The 26999-nt window shown below is 70.2% G+C and carries 23 protein-coding genes; 19 read left to right on the forward strand and 4 right to left on the reverse strand.

All coding sequences use genetic code 11. From position 1 onward, the window contains the following. Positions 1 to 44 precede the first annotated feature (44 nt). From mutS to LHU95_RS23095, 5 genes are all read left to right on the forward strand, one after another. Positions 45 to 2582 (forward strand): DNA mismatch repair protein MutS, encoded by a 2538-nt coding sequence (mutS, locus tag LHU95_RS23075; RefSeq protein WP_248709298.1) that lies wholly within the window; start codon positions 45 to 47, stop codon positions 2580 to 2582. A 10-nt stretch (positions 2583 to 2592) separates the two neighbouring features. Then, positions 2593 to 5358: a [protein-PII] uridylyltransferase gene (locus tag LHU95_RS23080; protein ID WP_248711610.1), complete on the forward strand. Its 2766-nt coding sequence runs from the start codon at positions 2593 to 2595 to the stop codon at positions 5356 to 5358. A gap of 205 nt (positions 5359 to 5563) precedes the next feature. Next, positions 5564 to 7099 carry a murein biosynthesis integral membrane protein MurJ gene (gene murJ, locus LHU95_RS23085; RefSeq protein ID WP_248709299.1) on the forward strand — a complete coding sequence of 512 codons (1536 nt, stop codon included), beginning with the start codon at positions 5564 to 5566 and terminating at the stop codon, positions 7097 to 7099. A 233-nt stretch (positions 7100 to 7332) separates the two neighbouring features. Beyond that, positions 7333 to 8334 carry a tryptophan--tRNA ligase gene (trpS, locus tag LHU95_RS23090; protein WP_248709300.1) on the forward strand — a complete coding sequence of 334 codons (1002 nt, stop codon included), beginning with the start codon at positions 7333 to 7335 and terminating at the stop codon, positions 8332 to 8334. Positions 8335 to 8337: 3 nt separating this feature from the next. Further along, positions 8338 to 9390, forward strand: coding sequence for a 2OG-Fe(II) oxygenase (locus LHU95_RS23095; RefSeq protein ID WP_248709301.1), 1053 nt, complete (start codon positions 8338 to 8340; stop codon positions 9388 to 9390). A gap of 103 nt (positions 9391 to 9493) precedes the next feature. Here the strand turns inward: LHU95_RS23095 and LHU95_RS23100 are convergent, their stop codons facing one another. Then, on the reverse strand, positions 9494 to 11002 hold the full coding sequence (locus LHU95_RS23100) for a 5'-nucleotidase C-terminal domain-containing protein (protein WP_248709302.1): 1509 nt from the start codon (positions 11000 to 11002) through the stop codon (positions 9494 to 9496). Positions 11003 to 11249: 247 nt separating this feature from the next. Here LHU95_RS23100 and LHU95_RS23105 point away from each other — a divergent pair, with 247 nt between their 5' ends. The 8 genes from LHU95_RS23105 (at position 11250) to LHU95_RS23140 (ending at position 17490) form a co-directional block, all read left to right on the forward strand. Beyond that, complete coding sequence (locus LHU95_RS23105; RefSeq protein WP_248709303.1) at positions 11250 to 12158, forward strand: sulfite exporter TauE/SafE family protein; 909 nt, start codon at positions 11250 to 11252, stop codon at positions 12156 to 12158. A gap of 89 nt (positions 12159 to 12247) precedes the next feature. Next, positions 12248 to 12970 (forward strand): TIGR02186 family protein, encoded by a 723-nt coding sequence (locus LHU95_RS23110; RefSeq protein WP_248711611.1) that lies wholly within the window; start codon positions 12248 to 12250, stop codon positions 12968 to 12970. Further along, positions 12970 to 13461, forward strand: a complete 492-nt coding sequence (locus LHU95_RS23115; protein ID WP_248709304.1) for a universal stress protein — start codon at positions 12970 to 12972, stop codon at positions 13459 to 13461. The genes LHU95_RS23110 and LHU95_RS23115 overlap by 1 nt, the downstream gene beginning before the upstream one ends. Next, positions 13436 to 14110, forward strand: coding sequence for a DUF2459 domain-containing protein (locus LHU95_RS23120; RefSeq protein ID WP_248709305.1), 675 nt, complete (start codon positions 13436 to 13438; stop codon positions 14108 to 14110). Before LHU95_RS23115 ends, LHU95_RS23120 begins: the two co-directional genes overlap by 26 nt. 63 nt (positions 14111 to 14173) lie before the next feature. Beyond that, on the forward strand, positions 14174 to 14389 hold the full coding sequence (locus LHU95_RS23125) for a DUF3126 family protein (protein ID WP_248709306.1): 216 nt from the start codon (positions 14174 to 14176) through the stop codon (positions 14387 to 14389). 60 nt (positions 14390 to 14449) lie between these two features. Continuing rightward, a complete protein-coding gene (locus tag LHU95_RS23130; RefSeq protein WP_349292645.1) occupies positions 14450 to 15034 on the forward strand; it encodes a GbsR/MarR family transcriptional regulator in 585 nt (194 codons plus the stop codon). Between the two features lie 91 nt (positions 15035 to 15125). Beyond that, a complete protein-coding gene (locus tag LHU95_RS23135) occupies positions 15126 to 16475 on the forward strand; it encodes a cytochrome ubiquinol oxidase subunit I (protein ID WP_248709307.1) in 1350 nt (449 codons plus the stop codon). 4 nt (positions 16476 to 16479) lie between these two features. Next, positions 16480 to 17490, forward strand: a complete 1011-nt coding sequence (locus tag LHU95_RS23140; protein WP_248709308.1) for a cytochrome d ubiquinol oxidase subunit II — start codon at positions 16480 to 16482, stop codon at positions 17488 to 17490. Positions 17491 to 17497: 7 nt separating this feature from the next. Here the strand turns inward: LHU95_RS23140 and LHU95_RS23145 are convergent, their stop codons facing one another. Then, positions 17498 to 18889: a PfkB family carbohydrate kinase gene (locus tag LHU95_RS23145; RefSeq protein ID WP_248709309.1), complete on the reverse strand. Its 1392-nt coding sequence runs from the start codon at positions 18887 to 18889 to the stop codon at positions 17498 to 17500. A 133-nt stretch (positions 18890 to 19022) separates the two neighbouring features. On the opposite strand from LHU95_RS23145, the gene LHU95_RS23150 reads away from it, so the two are divergent. Together LHU95_RS23150 and LHU95_RS23155 are read left to right on the forward strand one after the other, a co-directional pair. Continuing rightward, positions 19023 to 20015 (forward strand): hypothetical protein, encoded by a 993-nt coding sequence (locus tag LHU95_RS23150; RefSeq protein WP_248709310.1) that lies wholly within the window; start codon positions 19023 to 19025, stop codon positions 20013 to 20015. Beyond that, positions 20012 to 21223: a hypothetical protein gene (locus LHU95_RS23155; protein ID WP_248709311.1), complete on the forward strand. Its 1212-nt coding sequence runs from the start codon at positions 20012 to 20014 to the stop codon at positions 21221 to 21223. The genes LHU95_RS23150 and LHU95_RS23155 overlap by 4 nt, the downstream gene beginning before the upstream one ends. Before the next feature lie 16 nt (positions 21224 to 21239). Here the strand turns inward: LHU95_RS23155 and LHU95_RS23160 are convergent, their stop codons facing one another. Then, entirely contained in the window at positions 21240 to 22169 is a 930-nt protein-coding gene (locus LHU95_RS23160) for a 3-keto-5-aminohexanoate cleavage protein (protein ID WP_248709312.1), read from the reverse strand. Between the two features lie 241 nt (positions 22170 to 22410). On the opposite strand from LHU95_RS23160, the gene LHU95_RS23165 reads away from it, so the two are divergent. The 4 genes from LHU95_RS23165 to LHU95_RS23180 all read left to right on the forward strand — a co-directional run bounded on the left by LHU95_RS23165 (position 22411) and on the right by LHU95_RS23180 (position 25868). Beyond that, entirely contained in the window at positions 22411 to 23391 is a 981-nt protein-coding gene (locus LHU95_RS23165; RefSeq protein ID WP_248709313.1) for an MBL fold metallo-hydrolase, read from the forward strand. Between the two features lie 37 nt (positions 23392 to 23428). Continuing rightward, positions 23429 to 24421, forward strand: a complete 993-nt coding sequence (locus tag LHU95_RS23170) for a tripartite tricarboxylate transporter substrate-binding protein (protein ID WP_248709314.1) — start codon at positions 23429 to 23431, stop codon at positions 24419 to 24421. A gap of 125 nt (positions 24422 to 24546) precedes the next feature. Next, positions 24547 to 25263, forward strand: coding sequence for a ribonuclease PH (gene rph, locus LHU95_RS23175; RefSeq protein ID WP_248709315.1), 717 nt, complete (start codon positions 24547 to 24549; stop codon positions 25261 to 25263). Next, a complete protein-coding gene (locus tag LHU95_RS23180) occupies positions 25260 to 25868 on the forward strand; it encodes a non-canonical purine NTP pyrophosphatase (protein WP_248709316.1) in 609 nt (202 codons plus the stop codon). Before rph ends, LHU95_RS23180 begins: the two co-directional genes overlap by 4 nt. A gap of 65 nt (positions 25869 to 25933) precedes the next feature. On the opposite strand, the gene LHU95_RS23185 is transcribed toward LHU95_RS23180, so the two are convergent. Beyond that, a complete protein-coding gene (locus LHU95_RS23185) occupies positions 25934 to 26905 on the reverse strand; it encodes a TIM44-like domain-containing protein (RefSeq protein WP_248709317.1) in 972 nt (323 codons plus the stop codon). Positions 26906 to 26999: the final 94 nt, after the last annotated feature.

The following is a 26999-nucleotide window of genomic DNA, read 5'->3' on the forward strand; positions in this document are numbered from 1 at the left end:
AGCCCCCAGCCCCGGCCCGCTCATCCGAAGGTGCGACGCCCGCCATGGCGCAATGGTTCGCGGCGAAAGCCACGGCCGGGGCGGCGCTCGTCTTCTTCCGCATGGGCGATTTCTACGAGCTCTTTCACGAGGATGCGGAAGCCGCGAGCGAGGCGCTGGGCATCGCCCTCACCCATCGCGGCGAACACCAGGGCCGGCCGATTCCCATGTGCGGCGTGCCGGTGCACAGCCATGAGGCCTATCTGGCGCGGCTGATCCGCCGCGGCTTTCGCGTCGCCATCTGCGAACAGACCGAAACCCCCGAGCAAGCCAAGGCACGCCGCGCCACCACGCTGAATCGCGAGATCATCCGCGTCGTCACCCCCGGCACCGCGACGGAGGAGGCGCTGCTGGACGCCGCCCGCCCGGCCTGGCTGCTGGCGCTGGTCCAGGGCGGGGCGGCCTGGCTCGATGTGACGACCGGGCTGTTCCACACGCAACAGGGCGCGGAACCGGCCGCCCTGATCGCCCGCCTCGCCCCCGCGGAAATCCTGGCCGAGGAAGCGCTCGGCATCGAGGGCGCCATTCCCGCCATCCCGCCGCGCGATGCGGCCGGGCGGCTGGCCACGGCGCTGGGCGCGGCCTCGTTGGAGGGGTTCGGCCAGTTCAGCCCGGCCGAGATCGCCGCCGCGGCCATGGCGGTGGAGTATGTGCGGGCGGTGAATAACGGGGCCTTGCCGCGTCTTGCCCCGCCCGTGGCGGAAGGGGCCCGCGGCGTGTTGCTGCTGGATGCCGCGACGCGGCGCAGCCTCGATATCTTGGATGGCCCGCGCGGCGCCTCACTGCTGGCCGCGGTGGACCGCACGCTGACCGGGGCCGGGGCGCGCGAATTGGCCGCGCGGCTTGCCTCCCCGCTGGATGACCTGGCGGCGATCCGCGCGCGGCTCGACGCGGTCGCTGCCCTGCGCGAGGACAAGCCCCGCCGCGCCCGGCTGCGCACGGCGCTGAAGGGCGCGCCCGACATGGCCCGCGCCCTCGCCCGGATCAGCCTGGAGCGGTTTTTCCCGCGTGACCTCGGCGCCATCCGTGACGGGTTGCAGCGCGCGGCGGCACTGGCCGAGGCGCTGCAGGGCGCCCAGCCTGCGCTGCTCTCGGGCGCCGTGGCCGCCCTCGGCGCCGCCCCCGAAACTGGCGCTGAACTGGCCCGCGCGCTGGCCGCCGAGCTGCCCGCCCGGCTGGAGGATGGCGGGGTGGCGGCCCCCGGCTATGACGGCGAGCTCGATGCGCTGCGCCGCCTGCGGGATGATGCGCGCGGCGCCATCGCGGCCATGCAAACCGACCTGGCCCAGGCCTGGGGCGTCGCCGCGCTGAAAATCCGGCACCACCAGCAACTGGGCTATCTGGCGGAAGTCCCTTCGGCGGCCGGCGAGAAATTGCTGCGCGAAGCACCGGCCCGCGCCACGGGTGACCTCGCGCCCATTCACCGCCAGAGCATGGCGAACGCGCATCGCTTCACCTGCGCCGCCCTGGCCGCCCTCGACCGCCGCCTCTCGGAAGCGGGCGAGCAGGCCGCGAAGCGCGAGCGCCTGGTCATCGCGCATCTGCGCCGGCTGATCCTGGCCGATGCGGAGCCCATCGCCGCCGCCGCGCGCGAGATGGCCGCGCTCGACGTGCTGGCTGCCAGCGCCGAGCTGGCCACCGAAGGCGCCTGGTGCCGGCCCGACCTCACCGAGCGGCCCGATTTCGCCATCGAGGCGGGGCGGCATCCGGTGGTGGAAGCCGCCCTGCGCCGCGCCCGCGGCCCGCAATTCGTGCCGAATGATTGCGACCTTTCGCCCGGCCGGCGGCTCTGCCTGCTGACGGGGCCGAACATGGCCGGCAAATCCACCTGGCTCCGGCAAAATGCGCTGATGGTGATCCTGGCCCAGGCCGGGATGTTCCTGCCCGCCACCGCCGCGCGTGTGGGGCTGGTGGACCGGCTGTTCAGCCGCGTGGGTGCGGCCGATGATCTGGCCGGCGGGCGCTCCACCTTCATGGTGGAGATGACCGAGACCGCCGCCATTCTCAACCAGGCCGGGCCGCGCAGCTTGGTCGTGCTGGACGAGGTGGGGCGCGGCACCGCCACCTGGGACGGGCTGGCCATCGCCACGGCCGTGCTGGAAGCGCTGCATGACCGTATCCGCTGCCGCACGCTGTTCGCCACGCATTTCCATGAATTGACGGCGCTTTCGGAGAAACTTCCCGAGCTGCGCCTCGCCGCCATGCAGGTGCGCGAATGGCGCGGCGAGGTGATCTTCCAGCACGCCGTGGCCCCGGGTGCGGCCGAGAAAAGCTGGGGCGTGCATGTCGCCAAGCTGGCGGGCGTGCCGGCGCCGGTCCTGAAACGAGCGGCCTCCGTCCTCGCTTCCCTGGAGGCGCGGGCGGCGGCCGGGGCTGATCCGCTGGCGGCTGAAATGCCGCTCTTTGCCCGCCCGCCCGTCCAGCCGGCGCATCCGGCCCTGGCCGCGCTGGCAACGCTGGACCTGGATACCCTGTCCCCGCGCGAGGCGCAGGAAGCGCTTTACAACCTCAAGGCTCTCGCGGACGGCAAGGAAGCTCTGTAGTGTGACTGTCATGAGGACCGCGACGGCCGAACGGGCCGAGCAAAGCTTGCTGGAAACGCTGCTTCCGGGTGGTGCGCCGATCGCGCGCGACATCGCCCTGGGGATGCTGCGCCGTGAGCTGGGCGGCGTGCAGGCCTTGGTCCAGAAAGCCTTCGAAGCGCGCGAAATCCATGGCCTGACGGCGGCACGGCGCCTGGGCCACCAGATGGACCGGCTGATGCTGGTGATCCAGGACTACGCCTCGGCCATGGTGCCCAATGCGGCCGGCGCGCGCATGGTGGATTACGCCCTGGTGGCGACGGGCGGCTACGGCCGCGGCGTGCTGGCCCCGCATTCCGATATTGACCTGCTGTTCCTGACCCATCGCGAGCCCGGGCCCCGCACGCGGCGCATGATCGAGTTCATGCTCTATCTGCTCTGGGATCTGGGCCTCAAGGTCGGCCACGCGACGCGCAGCCCGAAGGAATGCATCAGCGAGGGGCTGAAGGATGCCACCATCCTGACCGCGCTGGTGGATGCGCGTTTCCTCTCGGGCGATGCCGTTCTCTTTGCTGAATTCCAGGCCGAGTTCCAGGCGCTGCGCAGCGAAGGCGGCCTCGCACCCTTCCTCACCGCCAAGCGCGCCGAGCGCGCCACCCGCCATGCGCGCTATGGCGAGAGCCCGTTCCTGGTGGAGCCGCATGTCAAGGAAGGCCGCGGCGGCCTGCGGGACCTGCAGACGCTCTACTGGCTCGCCCGCTATGCCTTCGGCGTGGCCCGGATGCCCGAACTGGTTGGCCCCGACAGCCCGGGCGGCGGGCTGCTGCTGGAGAGCGAGGCCCGCGCCATCCGCCGCGCCTGGGATTTCCTCTGGACGCTGCGCTTTCATCTCCACTACGTCACCGGCCGCGCCGAGGAGCGCCTGACCTTCGACCTGCAGCCCGTCGTCGCCGCCCGCATGGGCTACACGCGGCACGGCGCCCAGGATGGCGCCGAACGTCTCATGAAGCATCTGTTCCTCACCGCGCGTGAAGTGGTGCGCCTCTCCCGCGTGCTGGAGCCCGCGATCGAGCGCGCGGCCCTCGGCCCCCCCGCTACGCTGCGCGGCGGCGATGAGGGCCTGGCCGAGCTTGGCCTCGCCTTCGCCGACGGCAAGCTGGTGGCCGCCCCGCCGGATCGCAATTTCGCGCATGAGCCGATCCTGATGCTGCGCATGGTGAAGGCCGCGCGAGACCGCTGCCTGGCCATCCACCCCCTCGCCATCCGCGCGCTCATCCGCCATTCGCGCCAGGCCGAGCGCCTGCGTGGCGATGCCGAGGCGAGCACCATCTTCCTCGACCTGCTGATGGGCAAGGATGCCGCCAAATGGCTGCGCCTGCTGAATGAGGCAGGCTTCCTCGGCCGGTTCCTGCCCGAATGGGGGCGTATCGTCGGCCTCATGCAGTTCGATACCTATCATGTGTTCACCGTGGATGAGCACACGATCGAGGCGATCGGCATCCTCAAGCAGGTCGAGCGCGGCGATCTGAACGAGATCGCGCCTGTCGCCACCGAGCTCATGGGGCAGTTGCAGTCCCGCCGGGCGCTGTTTGTCGCGACCTTGCTGCATGACATCGCCAAGGGGCGCGGTGGGGATCACAGCGAAATCGGCGCGCGCCTCGCGCAGGAGATCTGCCCGCGACTGGGCATGACGGCCGAGGAGACGGAGACCGTGTCCTGGCTGGTGCTGCACCATCTGCTGGTCAGCCAGACCGCCTTCAAGCGCGACATCGAGGACCCCAAGACCATCCTCGACATCGCCGACCAGGTGCAATCGCCCGAGCGGCTGCGCCTGCTGCTGGTGCTGACCGTGGCCGACATGCGCGCCGTCGGGCCGCGTGTCTGGAATGCCTGGAAGGCGACGCTGCTGCGGGAGGTGTATTGGCGCGTCTCCGAAGTGCTGGCCGGCGGCATGACCGTGCCGGAGCGCGATGTCCGCGTGGCCCGCGCCAAGGAATCCGCCGCCGCCATGCTGACGGCCTTCACACCCGCCGAGACCGAGATGTTCATGGGGCTGGGCTATCCTGGCTACTGGCTCTCCTTTGACAGCGAGACGCATGCCCGCCACGCCGGCATCATCCGCGAGGCCGAGGCGGATGGCGCCCCCCTGACTGTCCGCACCCGCGTGCTGGCCGAGCGGGGTGTGACGGAGGTCACCATCTATTGCAGCGACCATCCGGGCCTGTTCAGCCGCATCTCCGGCGCGCTGGCCGTGGCGGGCGCTTCCATCGTGGATGCGCGCATCCACACGCTGACCAATGGCATGGCGCTGGACACCTTCTGGGTGCAGGACAGCGCCGGCGGGATTTTCGAGGCGCCGCATCGGCTGGCGCGGCTGGCCGTGCTGATCGAGCAGGCGCTCTCCGGCCGCCTCAAGCTGGCGGCGGAAATCCGCAAGGTGCGGCGGGAGCCGGCGCGGCTGGCGGCGGTGACGGTGCCGCCGCGCGTGGTGGTGGATAACTTCGCCTCCAACACGCACACCTTGATCGAGGTAAATGGCCGCGACCGGCCAGGCCTGCTGCATGATGTGACGGCGGCGATTTCCGAGCAGGGCCTGCAGATCGCCAGTGCCCATATCACCACCTATGGCGTGCGCGCGGTGGATGTCTTCTACGTGAAGGACGTGTTTGGCCTGAAGGTCGAGAATGAGCGCAAGCTGGGGCCGCTGCGCGCGGCCCTGCTGGAGGCGCTGACCCCTCCGGGTGCCCCCGGAGGCGGGCCTTCGCCCTATCGCGAGGCGGCGGCGCCGGACCTATGAGGGGGAAGGCCAGGGCGCTGCCCTGGACCCGCTGGGACCCCCATGATCGGGGTTTGCTGCCCCAGACCCCATTCATGGGCTTGCAAAGGACTGGTCCTTTGCCGGGGTTCAAGGGGCGGCGCCCCTTGCAGGTTGACTTGTTCAAGGGGCGGCGCCCCTTGCAGATTGACTTGTTCAAGGGGCAGCGCCCCTTGCTGGACGGCTGATGTTCCGCGCCATCGCCACCGTCGGCGGCTGGACCATGGTCAGCCGTATCCTCGGCTTCCTGCGGGACATGCTGATCGCGGCCAAGCTCGGCGCCGGCCCCATGGCGGATGCCTTCTTCGTCGCCCTCAAGCTGCCCAATCTGTTCCGCCGCCTGTTCGGCGAGGGCGCCTTCAACGCGGCCTTCGTCCCGGCCTTCGCGCAAATGCTGACCCAGCGTGGGCCCGCCGCCGCCCAGGCGCTGGCGGAACGCATGGCGACGCTGATGATCCTCTGGCTGGCCCTGCTGATGGGGCTGGGCTTGGTCTTCATGCCGCAGCTCATGCAGGTGCTGGCGCCGGGGTTCGTGGAGCGGCCGGAGAAATTCGCGCTGGCGGTGGAACTGACGCGCATCACCTTCCCCTATCTGCTGCTGATCTGCCTGACGGCGCTGGTGAGCGGCGTGCTCAACGCGCTCGGCAAATTCGCGGCGGCCGCGGCGGCGCCGATCTTCTTCAACCTGCTCTCGATGATCGCGCTGTTTGCGCTGGCGCCCTTCGTCGCCACACCGGCCCATGCCTTGGCCTGGGGTGTCACGTTGTCCGGGGTGGTGCAGCTGGGGTTCGTCTGGTGGGCCTGCGCCCAGGCAGGGATGGTGCTGAACCCGCTGCGCGCCCCCTCGCTCGCGCCCGAGGTGCGGCAGGTGCTGCGGCGGATGGGTCCGGGGCTGATCGGGGCGGGCGTCACCCAGCTCAACCTGGCGATCGACGTGATCATCGCCTCCTTCCTGCCTTCGGGTGCGGTGTCGTATCTGTACTACGCGGATCGCGTGTCGCAATTGCCGCTGGGGGTGATCGGGGCGGCGGTGGCGACGGCGCTGCTGCCACTCCTGGCCAAGCAGATTCACGCGGGCCAGCCGCTTTCGGCGCATCGGAGCATCAACCGCGCCATCGAGATTTCGTTGATCCTGGCCGTGCCGGCCGCGGTGGCGCTGGCCGTGCTGGCGCTGCCCATCCTGGCGGCCCTGTTCCAGCGCGGGGCGTTTGGCCCGGCGGAAGCGCTGGCCACCTCGCATGCGCTCATCGCCTATGCCTTCGGCCTGCCGGCCTTTGTGCTGGTGAAGGTCTTCGTGCCGGGATTTTTCGCGCGTGGCGATACTGCCACCCCGGTGAAGATCGGCATGTTCTGCGTGGCGCTGAACCTTGTGCTGAACCTGATCCTGATGGGGCCCTTCCTGCATGTGGGCGTGGCTCTCGCCACCACCCTGGCCGCCTGGGCGAATGCGGGGCTGCTGGCCTATCTGCTGCACAGGCGCGGCAAGTGGGTGGCGGACCGGCGCCTGCGGCGCATCGCGCCCCGGCTCCTCGGCTCGGCGCTGGCGATGGGGGTGGTGCTGGCAGCCCTCTCCTGGTGGCTGGCGCCAGGCGCGGGACTGCAGGGGGTGGGCTGGCTGGCTCTGATCTGCGCGCTGGGGGGTGGCACCTATTTCGGGCTGGCGCAGCTCTCGGGCGGGCTTGATCTGCGGGAGCTGGGCCGCCTGATCCGCCGCAGGCGCTGATCCGGGCTGTGGAGCCGTAGGGCGATCCGGACGCCCCCGCCGCGCGCGAGTTTCCGCGGCTCCGCCGCTGGGCCATTTCCGCGGCTCCGCCGCTGGGCCATTTCCGCGGCTCCGCCGCTGGTCAGTTTCCGCGGCTCCGCCGCTGGTCCATTTCCGCGGCTCCGCCGCGCGGGCTTGACCAATCAGAACGGGCGCGCAAACCCTGCGCCATCCACTCACACAGGTTTCGTTCCATGCAACGCGTGTTTTCCGGCATCCAGCCCTCCGGCGTGCCCACCCTGGGCAATTACCTCGGCGCCATCCGCAATTGGGTGCCCATGCAGGAACAGCACGAAAGCCTGTTCTGCATCGTGGATCTGCACGCCATCACGCAATTCCAGGAGCCGGCGCAGCTGCTGCTGCAAACCCGCGAAATGGCCGCCGCCCTGCTGGCCTGCGGCCTCTCCCCCGAGAAATGCATCCTCTTTGTGCAAAGCCATGTGCCCGCCCATGCCGAGCTCGGCTGGATCTTCAACTGCGTGGCCCGCCTGGGCTGGTTGAACCGCATGACGCAGTTCAAGGACAAGGCCGGCAAGGACCGTGAGGCAGCGAGTGCGGGCCTCTACGTCTATCCCAACCTCATGGCGGCCGACATCCTGGTCTACAAGGCGACCAGCGTGCCGGTCGGCGATGACCAGCGCCAGCATCTGGAGCTGGCCAATGACATCGCCGAGAAGTTCAACCACGATTACGGCGTGAAGCTGTTTCCGCGCATCGAGCCGCATATCCTGGGTGTCGCCGCCCGCGTGATGAGCCTGCGCGACGGCACGAAGAAGATGAGCAAGTCCGACCCCTCGGACCAGTCGCGCATCAATCTCAATGACGACAATGACGCCATCGCGCTGAAGATCCGCCGCGCCCGCACCGATGCCGAGCCGATCCCCGGCCATATGCTGCAACTGGAAGGCCGGGCCGAGGCGCGCAACCTGGTCGGCATCCTCGCCGCCATCACCAACACGATGCCGGAAAACGTGCTGCGCGAGCATGAGGGCCAGGGCTTTGGCAGCTTCAAGGAGGTGCTGACCGAAGCGCTGGTGGCGCATCTCTCGCCCATCCGCGCCGAAATGCTGCGCCTGCTGGAAGACCCTGGCTCGCTCGACGCCGCATTGCGCCGGGGCGCCGAAAAGGCCGAGGCCATCGCCAACCCCATCCTCGCCGAGGTGAAGCAGGCGATGGGCTTTCTCGCACGGAGGTAGTGCATGGCGGAGCTGCTGCCTGGCGATCCGGTTCCCAACTGGATCGCGCCTTCCGACTCCAATCCGCGCTACAGCCTGCAGGCCACGGGCGGCCGCTGGATCCTGCTCGGCGTGCTGGGTTCGGCGGCGCAGCCCGAGGTGGCGGCAGCCCTCGCCGCCTTCACGGCCGGGGTCGGGGCGGGGGCCGTGCTGGATGGCAACCGCGCCGCAGCCCTGCTGATCAGCGCCGATCCCGAGGATCGGGCTGCCGGCCGCATCCCGCAGCATGTGCCGGAATACCGCGCGATCTGGGATGAGACGGGCCAGGTGACGGCCAGCCTCGGCGCGCCTGGCTGGCTGCTGCTGGACCCGACGCAGCGGCTTTTCGCCCGCTGGCCGCTCAGTCGCACCGCGGGCATGCTGGCGACTATGGCGCATCTGCCACCGCCCGCCCTGCATGCCGGCATGGCGGTGCCCGCACCGGTGCTGGTGGTGCCGCGCCTGTTCGAGCCGGATCTCTGCCGCACGCTGATCGCGCAATACGGCCAGACGGGCGGCCAGGCATCCGGCTTCATGCGGGAGGTGGATGGCCGCACCATCGGCGTGCAGGACCCGAGCTTCAAGGTGCGGCGGGACCATCTGATCGAGGATGAAGCTCTGCAGGCGGCCATCCGCGCACGGATTTCGCGCCGCCTCATCCCGGAAATCGCCAAGGCCTTCCAGTTCCGGGTGACGCGGCTGGAGCGCTACCTCGTTGCCTGCTACCGCGCCGATGAGGGCGGGCATTTCTCGGCGCATCGCGACAACACGACCAAGGGCACGGCGCATCGGCGCTTCGCCGTCACCATCAATCTCAACGCCGAGGAGTTCGAGGGCGGTGACCTGACCTTCCCCGAATTCGGCCCCACCACCTATCGGGCGCCGACCGGGGGTGCCGTGGTGTTCTCCTGCTCGCTGCTGCACCGCGCGCTGCCGGTCACCAAGGGCGCGCGCTTCGCCTTCCTGCCCTTCCTCCATGACGAGGCGGCGGCGAAAATCCGCGAGGAGAATTTGAAGTTCCTGGGCAGCGCCGGTTGAGCGGTGCGGGGGCCGGCCCCGCCAGGAGCCAGCTTCCCCGCCCGTCGCGATGCCATCCACGGAAGGAGGTGCAAGATGCTCGAAGGGCGGCGTCCTTCGGCCTTCACCGCCCCATCAGCCGCACCAGGACCTCATCCAGCAGGGGCCCGTCGTCACGCGCTTCCAGCGCACCCTCGGCGAAAATCGTGTAGCCATCGCCACCACGCCGCAGGAAGTTGTTGGTGGCGACGCTATAGGCGCGGCCCGGATCGAGCGGCTGCCAGATGCCACCGGCACCCCGCACCTCCGCCGCCACGATGCGGCTGCCAGCGGGCCGCGCGGCATCGGCCGTGAAGCGCAAGCCGGCGAGTTGCGGAAAGCGGCCCGAGGGCGCGGGCAGCCGGGCCAGGCCATTTTCCAGCGCCTCGATCAGCGCCGAGCCACGCAGCACCATCCGCGCGGTGGTATTGCCGAAGGGCAGGGCGGCGAGCACATCGCCCATGGTGATCTCGCCCTCCGGCAGGCCGGCGCGGACGCCGCCCCCATTTTGCCAGCCGATCTCGGCATCCACCGCGGCACGCATCGCCTCGGCCACCAGTTCGCCGATCTCGCAGGGGGCGGAGCCGCAACCTGCATTGCTCAGCGCGGCCGGCAACCGCGCGACGACGCGGCGGCGCAACGCCTCCAGCGGTGCGGCCAATTGCGCCACCAGGGCCGCCACGGCGCGGTCTTCGGCGATCTCGGCCGTCAGCTCGCGCATCTGCTGGGTGGAATGCGCGAGGCGCCCATCCGCCGCGAGGTCGAGGTCGAGCCGGCCCAGCCAGCGCCCATGGGCCCCCGCCTGCGCGATCAGCACCGGCCTGTCCGGTCCGTCCACCACGACGGGCGGCGCCACGAGGGTGTGCGAATGCCCGCCCAGGATCACATCCACCCCCGCCACCTCGGCCGCGAGGCGCCGGTCCGCGGTGAGCCCCAGATGCGAGAGCAGGACGACCGTGGCCGCCCCCTCCCGCCGGGCTTCCCAGACGGCGCGGTTGGCTGCCTCCATCGGGTCCGTGAAGCGCAGATTGGGGCCGGGCGAGGAGATGCCCGGCGTATCCGGCGTGGTGAGGCCGACGACGACAATGCGCATCTGCTCCCGCCGGAAGGCGATGGTGGGGCGGATCTTCCCGGCCAGGATGGGCTCGGCCGTCGCGTCCAGATTGGCCGAGAGCACGGGGAAGGGGACGGCGGCGATGTAGCGGGCCAGCACCTCCGGCCCCAGGTCGAATTCGTGATTGCCGAGTGCCATGCCCTGCACGCCCCAGGCGCGCTGCACCTGCGCCTCGGCCTGGCCCTCATGATGGGAGAAGAACAGGCTGCCGAGGAAGGCATCGCCAGCCTCCAGCAGCAGCGCCGCGCGGCCATCGGCGCGGGCCGCCTCCCGCGCTTCGGCGATGGCGGTGGCAATCCTGGCGGAGCCGCCAAAGCAGGCCTCACCCGCCCGGCATGCGGCGGAAGTAACGGCGATGGGCTCATGCCGGCTGTGGAAATCATTCAGGTGCAGCAGCGCCATGCGGGTCGTGACCTGCGCCGCGGCAGGGCGCAGCGCAGGTGCTGCGAGAAGCAGCGCGAGGGAGCGGCGGCTGGGCATGGCATGTCCGGCGCGGGAAGGGGCCAAGGGGGGGGCAGTCCGAAGGGCTGGGTCGCCTTGCCCCCCGGCCGTCCGATCCGGGGCGGCCCAAGCCTGTTGAACCAGGCCTTCTGGCAAGGGGCGATGCTCTGGCATAGGTGGCCGAAAACTCCCGTCATGCAAGGTGAACCCGCATGGCACTTCGTCTGCCCTTGCCATGCCATGTTTCGGGGTGAAGTGTAACCTCCAACCCGATTGGTCGCGTCGCTTGCAGGTCTATCTGCCCATCGCCGAAATGAGCGTTGATGCCCTGATGCTGGTGGGCATCGGCTTCGTCGTGGGCTGGCTTTCCGGCCTGTTCGGCGTGGGGGGCGGCTTTCTGCTGACGCCGGTGCTGATGCTGATCGGCATTCCCTCCACTGTCGCGGTCGCCTCCGGCGCCAACCAGACGCTGGGCGCCTCGGTCTCCGGGCTGATTGCCCAGGCGCGGCGGCAGAATGTGGATTGGCAGATGGGCGGCGTGCTGGTGGCGGGCGGCCTGGTGGGCAGCGTCGTCGGCGTGCAGATTTTCGCGCTGCTGCGCCGCGCCGGCCAGGTGGATGCGGCGGTGGCCATCTTCTATGTCGTCGTCCTCGGCGCGGTCGGCACGCTGATGGTGATGGAGAGCCTGCGGGCCATTTTTCGCCGTTCCCGCAAGCAGCAGGCCAGGCTGCACAATCATTCCTGGGCGCATGGGCTGCCGCTGAAGCTGCGCTTCCGCAAGAGCCGCCTCTACATCTCCGTCATTCCACCGCTGATGGTGGGCTTCGTCATCGGCATCCTCTCGGCGATCATGGGCGTGGGCGGCGGGTTCATGCTGGTGCCGGCCATGATCTACATCCTGGGCATGCCGACGGCGGTGGTGATCGGCACCTCGCTGTTCCAGGTGGTTTGCGTCACCGCCTCGGTCACCTTCCTCCAGGCCATCCAGGTGGGCGGCGTGGATATCGTGCTGACGCTGCTGCTGTTGCTGGGCGGCGTGTCCGGCGCGCAATTCGGCGCCGCCATGGGTGGCAAGCTGCGCGGCGAGGAAACCCGCGTCCTGCTGGGATTGCTGGTGCTGGGGGTGGCGGGTTCACTGCTCTGGGACCTGTGGCGCCTGCCGGAGACGCTGTTTTCGGTGGGGCCCGCCTGGTGATGCGGTGGCGCCCGGCCCGTCGCACGGTTCCTGGCCAGGGCAGTCATAGGCTGGGCACTCCTGGGTTGTGCAGCTGGCGCTTGGTCGTCGTGTGTCTCCTGCTGCTCTGGCCCGCCTCCCCCTGGGCGCAGCCTTCCGAACTCGTCGCCCGCCTCTCGACCGAGCGCGTCGCCATCACCACGGCCTTCACGGGTGAGAGCATCCTGGTCTTTGGCAGCACGGAGGAACCGCTCGGCCCCGGCGGGGATGAGGTGATCATCCTGGCGCGCGGCCCCTCCGGCCCCTTCGTGGTGCGCCGCAAGGTCGAGGTGCTGGGCCTCTGGTTCAACGGGCCTTCGGCGCGGTTCGAGAATGTGCCCGTCTTCTACGCCGTGGCCGGCACGCGCCCCGCCTCGCTCCTGCTGCCCGAGGAGGCGCGCCGCCAGCGCGGCATCGGGCTCGCTTCCCTGCCGCTGGTTTCCAGCGGCGCGCGCGCGCCGGGCTTCCGTTCGGCGCTGCTCTCGCTCAAGCAAAGCTCCGGCCTCTGGCAGGAGGATGCGCAGCCGATCGAGATCGCGGGCTCCCGCCTGTTCAACCTGCGGCTGCCGCTGCCCTCCACCGTGCAGCCAGGCAGTTACCGCGTGGAGGTCATGCTGGTCCGGGCACGGCGCATCATCGCCACCGAGCAACTGGGCTTCATCATCGAGCGCGTTGGCACCGCGGCGGAAATCGAGAGGGTCGCGCGTGGGCAGCCGGTGCTCTACGCTCTCATCTGCATCATCCTTGCCGCCGTGGCGGGTTGGCTGGGCAGCGTGATCTTCCGGAGGAATTGATGCCTGAGGCAGCCGCCGAACGCGCGAGGCGAGACCGGGTTTTCCTGGTGGTGGTGGATGACAGCCCCGAGCGAGCGGTGGCCCTGCGCTATGCCGCCCTGCGCGCCGCCAAATCGGGCGGGCGGGTGGCGCTGCTGCGCGTGATCGAGCCGGTCGAGCAGAGCGAGTGGGCCGGCATCGGCGCCATGATGGCCGAGGAACGCCGCGAGGAGGCCGAGGCGCTGGTCGCGGGCCTGGCCGCCCAGGTGAGCGAGATCACCGGCGGCCTGCCCATCCTGATTACGCGGGAGGGCAAGGTGGCGGAAGAATTGCTGGCCCTGCTGGAGGAAGATCCACGCATCTCCATCCTCGTGCTCGCCACGGCGGCCCATGCCAAGGGGCCGGGGCCGCTGATCACGGCCCTGACCGGGCGGCTGGCCGGGCGGATGAGCGTCCCGATGACCGTGGTGCCTGGCTCAATGAGCGATGCGGAGCTGGACCGCGTCACCTGAACTGGGCCGGCGCGGGATGCTGCTGGGCGGGCTGGCCCTGGGCGGCCATGTTGCCCTGGCTGGTTGCGCCACCCTGCCCGAGGCCGCCGCATGCGGCCCTGCGCCGGCAGGCCAGCGCCTGTGGCTGCTCGATGCCGGCTGGCACACCGAGATCGGCCTGCCGCCGGCCGCGCTGCCGGCATCCCTGGCCGCCATCTTCCCCGACGCGCCGCTGGTGTTCTTCGGCTTCGGCAAGCGGGACTTCATGCTGGCCGAGGCGCGCGGCCCCGCGGAATGGCTGGCTGGCCCCTTCCCCGGCGAGGGCGCGATGCAGGTGACGGCCTGGCCCGGCCCGCCCGCCGGCGCCCTCGGCCTCGCGGTGTCATCGCAGGGGCTGGCGCTGCTCGGTGCCGCCCTGGCCGCGAGCTTCGCGCCCGGCCCGGCGCTGCCCAGCCTGGCGTTGATCGAGGCGCGGGCCGGCCGGCGCTTCTACATCGCTGCCCGGGGCTACAGCCTGGCCTATACCTGCAACAGCTGGACGGCCGGGATGCTGGCCGCGGCGGGGCTGAACGTCTCGGCGGCGGGTGTGGTGCTGGCGCGGGGCGTGACGGCGCAGGCGGCGGGGCTGGCCCAGGCCTGCCGCGCCACCGCCCGGGCGCCGGTTTCCTGAAGGTGCCCTTCCCGCCCACGGAACGGTTTGCCAAGGGCCGGCGGGGAGGCTAAGTCGCTCCGCATGAAGCCCGCTGAAATCCAGGCCGTCCAGGCCCATCTCCGCAAGCTGCTCGGCAGCACCAACCTCATGATCCGCGCGGCCGCCACGCGCAACGGCCCGGTCGAATTGCTGGCCGGCGCCGAGACCATCGGCACCGTGGATCGCGACGCCGAGGATGGCGAGGTGGCCTACCACATCACCATTTCCGTGCTGGCCGAGGATCTTCCGAACCTCTGATCTTTTCCTCGGGCGTCACCGAGGTTTGGTCTTGATTTTCAGTAATTCCTGAACATACTGATGTTCATGGACCTGCCCCCCGCCACCGCCGCCTTCGTTCTCCACTTCGGCGAGATGGGTTCACGCTGGGGCATCAACCGCACGGTGGGGCAGATTTACGCCCTTCTGTTCCTCTCCCAACGCCCGCTCAACGCCGATGAGATCGTGGCCCAGCTCGGCTTCTCCCGCTCCAATGTCTCCATGGGGCTGAAGGAGCTGGAAACCTGGCACCTGGTGAAACTCCAGCATCTGCCCGGGGACCGGCGCGAGCATTTTTCGACACCCGAGGATGTCTGGCAGATCGTTCGCATCCTCGCGGAGGAACGCCGCAAGCGCGAGATTGACCCTACCCTCTCCCTGCTGCGTGACGTGCTGATGCAAAAACCCTCCAGCGAGACGGATCGCCATGCCCAGGCGCGCATGGCGAGCCTGATGGAGGTGATCTCCCTCCTCACCGGCTGGATGGATGACGTGAAGTCCCTGCCGGATGAGCGCCTGATCGCCCTGTTGAAGCTCGGCGGCCGCGTGGCGCGCGTGCTGGAGGCGACCGACCGCTTCCAGGACATCGTCACCGGAAAATCCCGCCGCAAGGCCAAGGACGCCTGAGAGAATGCCCGCCCCGCAGCAGCTTGCAGGAACCTGCCCCGGGATACCCGGCCTTGTTCCGCAACTTCGATCCTTTGAGAGAGCCTGAGCCATGGACCCGATCATCCTCGCCCGGATGCAATTCGCGGCGAATATCTCGTTCCACATCCTGTTCCCCACCATCACCATCGCGCTCGGCTGGGTGCTGCTGTTCTTCAAGCTGCGCTTCGACCGCACGGGCGATGCGGCCTGGATGGACGCCTATAAATTCTGGGTGAAGGTCTTCGCGCTGAGCTTCGCGCTCGGCGTCGTCTCGGGTGTGACGATGTCCTTCCAGTTCGGCACCAACTGGCCGGGCTTCATGGAGCGCGTGGGCAATATCGCGGGACCCCTGCTGGCCTATGAGGTGCTGACCGCCTTCTTCCTCGAAGCCTCCTTCCTGGCCGTCATGCTGTTCGGCTATGGCCGCGTGCCCAATCGCATCCACACGCTGGCGACGCTGCTGGTGGCGGGCGGCACCAGCGCCTCGGCCTTCTGGATCATCGTGCTGAATTCCTGGATGCACACGCCCGCCGGCTATGAAATCCGCGACGGCGTGGCGCATGCGACGGATTGGCTGGCCATCATCTTCAACCCCTCCATGCCGTATCGCCTGGCGCATATGATGCTCGCCTCCGGGCTGACCGTCGCCTTCCTGCTGGCCGGCCTTTCCGCCTGGCGCTGGCTGCGCGGGGACCGTGCGCCGGGTGTGCAGCGCGCGCTCAGGACGGGCGTGATGCTCGGCGCCATCCTGATTCCCATCCAGATCTTCGCGGGCGACATGCACGGGCTGAACACGCTGGAGCACCAGCCGCAGAAGGTCGCCGCGATGGAGGGTGTCTGGGAAACCGAGCGGAGCGCCGGCCTGCGCCTCTTTGCCATCCCCGATGAAGCGACGCGCAGCAACCGCTTCGAGATCGAGATTCCCTACCTGGCCAGCCTGATCCTGACCCACAGCCTGGATGGCGAAATCCGCGGCCTGAACGAATTCGTCGGCAACCACCCGCCTGTCGCACCCGTCTTCTTCGCCTTCCGCATCATGGTGGGCGTCGGGATGCTGATGCTGCTGGTCTCCTGGTGGGGCGCCTGGACGCTGTGGCGCAAGGGCGTCACGCCCTGGCTGGCGCGCGTGCTGGTGGGCATGACCTTCTCCGGCTGGGTGGCCACGCTGGCCGGCTGGTACGTGACGGAGATCGGCCGCCAGCCCTGGCTCGTCACCGGCATCCTGCGCACGGGCGAGGCGGCGGGGCCGGTCGCCGCCACCACCATCGCGGCGTCGTTGTTCATGTATCTGGCGCTCTACGGGGCGCTGCTCATCGCCTATATCTTCACGCTGATGCATCTGGCCCGCCGACCCACCTCGCCCGAGCCGGAGGAGCTTGGCCAGCGCGACCCGCTCAAGCCGCTGGCGGCAGCGGAATAGGCCGATGGACACCCTCCCCGACGGCGCCTGGCTGCCCATCACCTTCGCCGCCCTCATGGCCGTAGCCATGCTGCTCTATGCCGTGCTGGATGGCTTCGACCTTGGCGTGGGCATCATCCTGCGCGCCACGCCGGAGGAGGCGATGCGGGACCGCATGGTGGCCAGCATCGGCCCCTTCTGGGACGCGAACGAGACCTGGCTGGTGCTGGGCGTCGGGCTGCTGCTGGTCGCTTTCCCCTCGGCGCATGGCGTCATCCTGACCGCGCTCTACATCCCCGTGGCACTCATGCTGATGGGGCTGATCCTGCGCGGTGTCGCCTTTGAATTCCGCGCCAAGGCGCCGGCCCGGCAGAAGCCCGCCTGGGATGTGGTGTTCCAGGGCGGCTCGATCACGGCCGCCTTCAGCCAGGGCTGGATGCTGGGTGCGTATATCCTGGGCTTCGCGCCCGGCTGGGGTCCCTTTGCCTTCGCCATGCTGACGGGGTTGTTCACCGTGGCCGGCTATGCGCTGATCGGCGCCTGCTGGCTGGTCTGGCGGGCCGAGGGGGATTTGCAGCTCTTTGCCACGCGCTGGGCACGCCGCGCGCTTTACGCCACCTGGGCCGGGGTGCTGGTGGTGAGTGCCGCCACCCCCTTCGCCAGCCCGCGCATCTTCGAACGCTGGTTCGCCATGCCGCAAATCCTGGGGCTGATGCCCATCCCGCTGGCCACCGGGGCCTTGTTCCTGCTGATCCACATCTTCCTGCGCCGCTTTCCGCGCGCCGATCACAGCCTGGACTGGGTGCCCTTCGCCGCCACGGCGGCCATCTTCGTGCTGTGCTTCCAGGGCCTGGCCTACAGCTTCTGGCCCTATGTGGTGCCCGAGCGGCTGACCATCTTCGAAGCGGCGAGCGCGCCGGAATCGCTGATCATCATCCTGGTGGGGGCACTCGCGGTGCTGCCGATGATCGGGATCTACACCTACTTCATCTGGCGCATCTTCGGCGGCAAGGCGCGCGAGCTGAAATACTACTGAACCGCCCCTACTGGACGGCGCGAACCTCGCCACCCCATTCCCGCAGCAGCGCGGCGAGCGAGGCGCTTTCCGAGCCCGAAACCAGCACATCGGGCCGCAGCAGGCGCAGCAACTCCTCGCCGCCATGATCGGCGCCGATGGCGACCAGGTCCACCTCGGGGCGGGCGGCCATCAGATCGGCCATCTCGCCCTCATCCTGCACACCGACCAGCAGCCGGTCGCACCAGCGGCGGGCCTGCTCGGTGATGGCTTCCGGGCAGGGCTCGCCATTCACCTGCAACAGCCCGATGCGCCAGCCACGATGGCGCCAGCGCTCGATCACCTCGGCCGCCAGCGGCAGCGAGACGAGCTTGCGCATGGCGCTGCGGCCGGGCGTCAGCCCTTCGAGCAGCTCCTCGGCGCGGACCGGCGCGATGCCGGATTTGCGGCTGACAATGCCCAGCGCCAGCGCCGCCAGCCGTGCCACGGAAGCCAGCGAAAGCCCGGTGGCCAGCCCCGCCGCAACCACGGCCACCACCGCGTCGCCACCACCCGCGGGGTCATGCACCTCGGAGGCTTCGGCGCGGAAATGGCGCACCGTCTCGCTGCCATCCGCCTCGCGCTCGACGAGCGTCAGGCCGTCCGGCGCGCGGGGCACCAGCACGGCGCGGAAATCATGCGCGCGCAGCAAGGCTGAGGCGGCGAGGGCGACGCTCGCTTCGTCATGCACCGGCATGCCGGTGGCGCCGGCCAATTCCTCGGGCTCGGGGATGATGAGGTCGGCGCCCGCGAAGCGCCCATGGTCGCCGCCCTTGGGATCCACCACGACGCGCCGCCCCGCGGCCTGGGCCGATGCGATGAGCCGCGCCGGGATATCGCCCGCCAGCACGCCCTTGCGGTAGTCCGAGAGCACGACCGTGGTGGTTGCCGCCACCGCATCGGAGGCGATCTTCACCAGCCGATCCGCCAGCCGTGGATGGATGGGGGCCGCCTGCTCCCGGTCGGTCCGCAGCAGGTGCTGGCCGCCTGAGAGGAAGCGCGTCTTGGTGGTGGTGGTGCGCCCGCCCTGCACCAGCAGCCAGGGCTCGACGCGCGGCTGGCCGCCGATCAGCCCGGTCAGGTCGCTGCCGGCCGCGTCATCGCCCACGACGGACACGAAGGCCACGGCCGCGCCCAGCGCCGTCAGGTTGCGCACCACATTGCCCGCACCGCCGGGCAGCGCCACCTCGCGCTCCACCGAGAGCACCGGCACCGGCGCCTCGGGGCTGATGCGGGAGACATGGCCGTAGATGTAGCGGTCCACCATCGCATCGCCGACGACGAGAACCGCACCGCGCGCCAGGGCCCGGACGGCATCGCGAAGTTGCGCGGGGGTTACGGCGTCACGTCCGACGGGGCCGGGGGGGAATTTGGAAGACATCAAGCCTGAGAGGTAGCCCAGGCCAAGCCATGGCCGCAACAGAATGTGACGCTTCGTGGATCGGGGCGGCATAAACATTGGTTAAGGGTTGTCCGCTAGGCTGCCGGCATGGCGCAGGAAGGGCCTTCAACGCATGACAATCGCGATACCGCGGGCCGAGCATGACGCCACCGCCCGGTTGGGACGCCTCAGGGCGCGGGCGCCGGATTGGCGGTCCAGCCTGGCCGCGATGCCGCCGGGCGGCATCGCGGTGTTCCAGCCCGCCCTGCATGCCGGGGCGGCGCGCCGCGTGGCCCGCGCCCTGCTGGAGGAGGCCGCAACCTTGGGCGGCGGGCAGGTCCTGGGCTTCCCGGGCGGGGACCTCCTGCTGGGCAGCCACGCGGCGCCCGGCCAGCGGGCCGCCCAGGCGATAGGCCGGCTGCTCGGCCAGGAGCCCTTGGCCCGGCCCTTGCCGCAAGCCGTGGCCGAAGTCTCCGGCTGGTGCGAGGCGGCGAGCATGGCCCCGGCCCAGGAAAGCTGGAGCCTGGCCGCGCTGGAAGCCCATTGCGCGGCATGGCCGCTCGAAGCGGCCGCGCGGCTGACCGTGTTCGAGGAAAGCCGGGTGGGCGGCCCGGTCGCGCAAAGACTGGGCCCCGCACCCCTCGGCCTCGGGGATCCGGAGCTTGAAGCGATGGCGCGCGAATGGCTGTGCCGCCGCATTCTCGCCGCCCTCACCCATCCCGCCGAGCGCGGCCGGCTGCCCATGCTGCGGCCCGGCCTGCGCCTCATCCTCGATCTGCCGCGCGGCGGCTTGCCCCAGCTCGGCCCGGCGATGCGGGCAGGGCATGCCGGTGACAGCCGCACCGATGAGGCCCTGGCGCCGGTGGCGCTGCTGCCGCTCGCCGCGCTCCATGATCCGGCCGGCTTCGCACGCATCGCCGAGGGGCTGCGCCAGGCCGGCTGGGCGGTGGGCCTGGTGGCCAGCCACGCCGCGGCGCTGGATTGGCTGGAACTGCCGGACATCCTCTGGGCCATCCCGGCGGGTGAAGCACCACCCACCGCCTGGCCGGGGCGCCTCATCGCCCTCGGCCACCCGGCCCCGGCCTGGGCGCGTGCGCCGGGCATCTGGCATGAGGGCGGCGCATGAATTTCATCACGCCGGCTGAGGCCGCCTGGGATGGCAGCGCTGCACCGCGTGCCACCCTGAACGCTCCCCTCACCGCCCCCTTGCGCGATGCCACGGCGCTGGCCGCCCTGGCGCGCGAATGCGTCACCTCGGGCGTGGAGCGGCGGGCGCTGCATGTCCGGCTCTCCCTGGTGCCGGCCCGCCTGCGGGAGCCGCGCCATCAGCGCCTGGTGCGGGAGGCGCTTTCCCCCTTGCTGCGGCCCACCCGCGCCCGGCTCTATGAGCTGCCAGGGGGGGACCTGGTTGCGCTCTCACCCCCGCCCGGGGATTACCTGGATGAGGTGCGCCACAACCTCGCCCGGCTGCTGCCCGAAATCCCGGCCGATACATTGCTGCCCGTGCTGCGACTGCCGGCCGAGGCCGCGCGGCTGCTGACGCTGGTGGAAGCGGCTCTCGGCCTGGACCATGCGCCGCCCGTCATGGCCCCCCCCGGGAACGGCTTGCCACCCCCCGGCACGGCCGAGCTGGACGCGGCCCAGCGCGCCCTGGCCACCGCCAATCTGACCGCCTTCCTGCGCCGCCAGGGCATCTGGCGCCTGACCCCTGGCGATGAGCAGCCCCAGCCGCTCTGGACCGAGTTGCGGCCCCATCTGCCCGACATCGCCGCGGCCTTGCTGCCGGGCCGAGACCTGGGCGCCGCACCCGGCCTCGCGCGGCGCTTCCGGCAAGCGACGGAGCGCCGCATGCTGGCCGAGCTGGCCCATCCGCAGGAGGCGCGGCTGCTGGGCGATGCCTGCCTGCCGCTCACCCTGGGCAGCGTGCTGGAGGCGGAGTTCCTGCGCCTGGACAGCCTGCTCGGCCCGCATGGCCGGGCGCGGCTGCTGATCCCCGTCGCGGCGCCGGAGGCCCTGGCCGATCCTGGCGGCTTTGCCCTGCTGCGCCGCTTCGCCGTGCTGCGCGGCTGGACACTGGCGCTGGATGAGCTGGAACCGGCCCTGCTGCGCCTGATGCCAGCCCATCGGCTGGATTGCGCCATGCTGCGCCTGCGCTTCCACCCCGACATGCTGGCCGGCGATGCCGGCGCGCGCGGCAGCCTGGATTCCGCCCTGCCCGAGGATCGTGACCGCGTGATCCTCATGGGCGCGGATACGCCCGCCGCCATCGCCTGGGGCTGGCAGCGGGGCATTTCCCGCTTCATGGGGCGGGTGCTGGAAGGGCGCTCGGCCTGACGCGAAGCGCGCCGGATCAGAAGCCCACCTGATCGCCGCCCTTGAGCTGGAGCATCTCACGCGCTTCATCGGGGCTCGCGATTTCCAGCCCCAGCCCTTCGATGATCTGCCGCACCAGGCGCACCTGCTCGGCATTGCTGGTGGCCAGCCGGCCCGGCCCGGCCCAAAGGCTATCCTCCAGCCCCACGCGGACATTGCCGCCCATCGCCGCCGCCATCGCCGCGATCTTCAGCTGGTTGGAACCGGCCCCCAGCACGGACCACTGGTAGTTGTCACCGAACAGGCGGTCCGCCGTGCGCTTCATATGCATCACATCCTCCGGATGCGCGCCGATGCCGCCTTGCAGGCCGAACACCGTCTGGATGAACAGCGGCGCCTTCACCAGGCCCTGATCGAAGAAATACTTCAGGTTGTAGAGGTGCGAGGTGTCATAGCACTCGAATTCGAAGCGTGTGTTGTTTCCCGCGCAGGTGGTCAGGATGTATTCGATATCCTGGAAGGAATTGCGGAAGATGATGTCCTTGTTCGCCAGATAGGCCGGCTCCCACGCATGCTTGAAATCCTTGAAGCGGTTCAGCATGCCGAAGAGGCCGAAATTCATCGAACCCAGATTGAGCGAGGCCACTTCCGGCTTGTGCAACGCGGCGGGGCGCACGCGCTCCTCGATCGTCATGGTGGGCGCGCCGCCGGTGGTGATGTTCACCACGCAGTTGCTGGCCTGCTTGATGACGCCAAGGAAGGGCGCGAAGGCCTCGGGCGATTGATCGGGGCGGCCATCCTCGGGGTTGCGCGCGTGCAGATGGACGATGGCGGCCCCGGCCTCGGCCGCGCCAATCGCCGCCTCGGCGATTTCGGCCGCGGTGACGGGCAGATGCGGCGACATGCTGGGCGTATGGATCGCCCCCGTCACGGCGCAGGTGATGATGACGCGGCGGGCTTTTGCCATGGGGACGTTCCTTGTGCTGGCCCACTTGCGGGGCGCTGCGCGCATTCTTGGTCCAAGCGGGGCCGGCCGTAAACCGACCCGTGGCGCCCCCATGGCACCTTGGCAGCCGGCCCGATCGCGGCGGTTTGCATGGAAACGCTGGCTCCTGCGCGGCCTCCCCCCATCGGAGGGCCGTTGCATCTTCTGGCTGGACCGCCCCCCGGGCCAGCGGCATGCTGCGCTTTCAGGGAGTGAACCAAAGATGCAACAGATTCGCCGCCGCGCTGGCCTGGCCACCGCCGCTCTGCTGGCCAGCGCGCCAGCCCTCGTTTCGGCACCCACCCCGGCCCTGGCACAAAGCCCCCCCGCCCCGAACCAGGCCCCGAACCAGGCGCCTGGCTGGTTCCGCTTTCGCGTCGGCAGCTTCACGGTGACGACGATTTCCGACGGCTTCGCACGCCGCAACATCGAGGGCCTGGTGCTGAACGCCCCGCCCGAGGCGGTGCGGGAAGTTCTGGCGCAATCCTTCCTGCCGACCGACCATTACATCGGCCCCTACAACGTCACCTTCGTGGATACCGGGCGGCTTCTCATTGCCTTTGATGCCGGCACGGGTGGCCAGCTGACCCCCACGGCGGGGCGGCTTGGCGCGAATATGGCGGCTGCGGGGCTCGACCCGGCTCGGGTCGGCCTGGTCATCGTCACCCACTGCCATCAGGACCATATCCATGGCCTTCTCACCGCCGAGGGCCAGGCCGCATTTCCCAACGCGGAAATCGCCATCAGCGCCGAGGAATTCGCCTGGTGGGGCGATGCGGGCAATGAATCCCGCAGCCCGCAGGGCCAGCGCGTGAATTTCGCGAATGTCGCGCGGCGCTTCGCACCCTATCAGGGACGCATCCGGCGTTTCGCGGCGGGGGCCGAGGTCTCGCCCGGCATCACCAGCGTGCCGGCCTTCGGCCATTCGCCCGGCCATACCGTATTCCGCGTCAGCGACGGCGCCGAGCAATTCCTGGTCCTGGCGGACATCACCCATCGGCCCGAGCTGTTCGCCCGCCGCCCGGACTATGTCTCGCTGTTCGACTTCGATGGCGCCGCTGCGGCCGCCGCGCGCCGCCGCGTGCTGGACATGGCGGCAACCGACCGCATCCGCGTCACCGGCTATCATTTCCCCTTCCCCGCCACCGGCCATCTGGTGCGGGACGGCGAGGGCTATCGCTTCCATCGTGCCGACTGGTCCTGAGAGACCGGCAAGAAACCCCCCAGGGAGAAGATCCAAGATGAAGCGCCTGATCGCCGCCTTCGCTGCCCTGTGCCTGGCCCTGCCGGCTGGCCTGGCCTGGACCACCCGCATGGCGGGGGCGCAGGAATTTCCCACACGCGGCATCACCATGATCGTCGTCTTCGCCCCGGGGGGTGCCACGGATGTGCTGGCGCGCATCGTGGCGGACCACATGTCCCGCACCCTGCATCAGCGCGTGGTGGTGGAAAATGTGACCGGCGCGGGCGGCACCATCGGCGGGGCGCGCGGTGCGCAGGCCGCCCCGGATGGCTATACGCTGACGGTCGGCAGCCTGGGCAGCCATGCCGCGGCACCCTCGATCTATCGCAACATCGCCTATGATCCGCGCGAATTGCAGCCGATCGGCCTGATCGCCGGCACGCCGATGTTCTTTGTGGTGCGCAACGGCCACCCGGCCCAGACCATGGCGGAATTCCTGGCCATGGCGCGCGAGCATCCGGGCCGGATTTCCAACGCGAATGCCGGCATCGGCTCCACCAACCATCTGGCCTGCGCGCTGTTCTCGCATCTGACGGGTGCCCGGATGAACGACATCCCCTATCGCGGCGAGGGGCCGGCGATGAATGACGTGGTGGCGCAGCAGGTGGACAGCGCCTGCCTGCTCGCCCCGGCCGCGGTCCCGCAGATCGCCGCCGGCACGCTGCGCGCCCTGCTGGTCGCCGCCACGGAGCGCAACCCAAATGCGGCGGCCATTCCCTCGGCCCCCGAGGCGGGCGTGCCGGATTACATCTTCCAGGGCTGGAACGCCGTCTTTGCCCCGCGCGGCACCCCGCCGGAGGTGGTGGCACGGCTGGATGCGGCGCTGCGCGCGGCGCTGGCGGACCCGGCCATCCAGCGGCGGATCGGTGAATTGGGCTCGCTGCCCGCGCAACCGGCCCAGCAGGGGCCAGAAGCCTTGCGGGGCCTGCTGCGCACCGAAGTTCCCCGCTGGGCCACGGTGATCCGCGCAGCCGGCATCGAGCAGCAATAGGGGATGCCAGCGCCGGCCCTGGGGCCTGCGCTGCACGCCGCGTGACAAGATCAGCCGCGCACCCCTGGTCAGGCCGCGCCGCCTGTGTGTATTCCGGCGGCGAAAACTCAGAGGAATGCCCCAAGATGCGCCCATCCGGCCGCGCCCCCGACGCCCTGCGCTCCATCTCGATCGAGACGGGAATCGCCAAGCATGCCGAAGGCTCCTGCCTGATCCGCATGGGCAACACCGAGGTGCTTTGCGCCGCGAGCCTGGAGGCGCGCGTGCCGCCCTTCATGCGCAACCAGGGGCTGGGCTGGGTGACCGCCGAATACGGCATGCTGCCGCGCGCCACGCATACCCGTGGTGACCGCGAGGCAGCGCGCGGCAAGCAATCCGGCCGCACCCAGGAAATCCAGCGCCTGATCGGCCGTTCCTTGCGCGCCGTGACGGACCGCAAAGCGATGGGCGAGATGACCGTGACCCTCGATTGCGACGTGATCAACGCCGATGCCGGGACGCGCTGCGCCGCCATCACCGGCGCCTGGGTGGCACTGCATCTGGCCTTCCAGCACGCCATGCGAAACAACATCATGAGCGCCATCCCGCTGCGCGACCACGTGGCCGCCATCTCCTGCGGCATCGCGAATGGCGAGGCCATCCTCGACCTCGACTACGCCGAGGACAGCACGGCCGATGCGGATGCGAATTTCGTCCTCGCCGGCAATGGCAACCTGATCGAGGTGCAGGCCACGGCCGAGGGCGCGCCGTTCAGCGAGGCGCAATTCCTCGCCATGCTCGACATGGCGCGCGATGGCGTGGCGCAGCTGGTGGCCGCCCAGAAGGCCGCGGTCGGCCTTTGAGGCGACTGGCGCCGGGCCGGCTGGTCCTTGCCAGCCACAATGCGGGCAAGCTGCGCGAATTCTCCGCGTTGCTGGCCCCGCACGGCCTGGACCTGATCTCGGCCGGCGCGCTCGGCCTGGCTGAGCCCGCCGAGACGGGCACCAGCTTCATCGAGAACGCCACCATCAAGGCGCTGGCCGCCGCGCGTGCGACCGGGCTGGCGGCCCTGGCGGATGACAGCGGCCTGGCGGTGGCCGCCCTGGGGGGGGCACCCGGCGTCTATACGGCGGATTGGGCGATGCGGCCCGATGGCTCCCGCGACTATGCCGCCGCCATGGCGCGCATCGCCGCACTCGACCAGAGTGCCCGCCGCCGCTGCGCCTTTGTCGCGGTGCTGGTGCTGGCCTGGCCGGATGGGCACACCGAGAGCGTCGAGGGCAACTGCGCGGGCCATTGGGTGAACCCGCCGCGCGGCACAGAGGGCTTCGGCTACGACCCGATGTTCATTCCCGATGGCGAGGTGCTGACCTTCGGCGAGATGACGCCGGCGCAGAAGGCCCGGCACAGCCATCGCGCCCGGGCTTTCGCCGCACTGGCCGAAGGCTGCCTGACCAGCGGCGGCTGAAACCCGCCGCCACGCGAAGCAACGCCGGGGCCGGAAGAGATACTCCCCCCGGCCCCGCGCGCCGTCTACTTCGTCTGCTGGATCGCGCTCAGCAGCCAGGGGCCGCCCTGCACGCGCACGAAGGTCCAGAGCTCGGTATTCTCGGTGCGGGCATGGGCATCGCCCTCCGTCACCGCGCCGGTCTTCACATCGCGCGTGACATCCACAAGGCTCATGCGCATGGCGACGGTCGCGAAATCGCGCGGGCCTTCGTTCCATGCCTCGGCCAGATCGCCCTGTTCGAGCTTCACGTCACGCGTTTCGTTCTTCCAGCCACGCTCGGCCAGGGCCGCGTAGTCGTCGCGGAAATACTGCACCATCTCGGGTGTGGCGAGGCGCGAGAGGGCGGCGAGATCCTCACGCGACCAGGCGGCGTTGATGTCGATCAGGTTGCGCTCAAACGCCTGGAAATCCGACGCCTGGATGCCGATTTCATCCACCGGCTGCGCGGCGCCGCGGCCCATGCCGCCACCCAGCATGGCGTTGCGCGGCGCGTCCTGCTGCTCGCGCATCATGGCGTTCGGCATGCCGGCCGGCGCCGGCTTCTGCCGGAAGCGGCGGAACAGCGCCATGGCGAGGAACACGAGGCCGGCGATGATCGCCAGCTGGAACAGGAAGCCCATGAAGCCGGCGAGGCTGCCCAGGCCCGAGAAGAAGCCGCCACCCGCCAGCAGGCCGAACAGGCCGGCGCCGAGCAGGCCGCCCATGAGGCCAGCCATCATCGGGTTGCGCGAGAAGAAGCCGCCGGCTGCCGGGGCAGCCGCCGGCGCGCGCGCGCCCGGGGCGCCCGCCGTGGCCGGGGTGCCGGGTTGCGTCGCGGTGCGCTCCATCGGGCGCGCCTGCTGCGGCGCGGTGTTGGTCGCGGGCGGCGCCTGATAGGTCCGCGCGCCACGGCTGCCGGAGGAGGAACGTCCACCCGGTGCGGCCTCGGCCAGGGCCGGCGCCAGCACGAAGGCGGCGGCGGCCAAAAGGGTCAGAAAGCGTGCAGTGCGACGCATGATGTTGACGACTCCCGAAGCAAACCTGTCTTGGACGCAATATAGGGGCAATGCGTCGGGATTGCGAGGTTCTTCCGCAAAATCCATTCTGCGC

Origin of the sequence: Sediminicoccus sp. KRV36 (assembly GCF_023243115.1) — a bacterium.
Classification (GTDB): domain Bacteria; phylum Pseudomonadota; class Alphaproteobacteria; order Acetobacterales; family Acetobacteraceae; genus Roseococcus.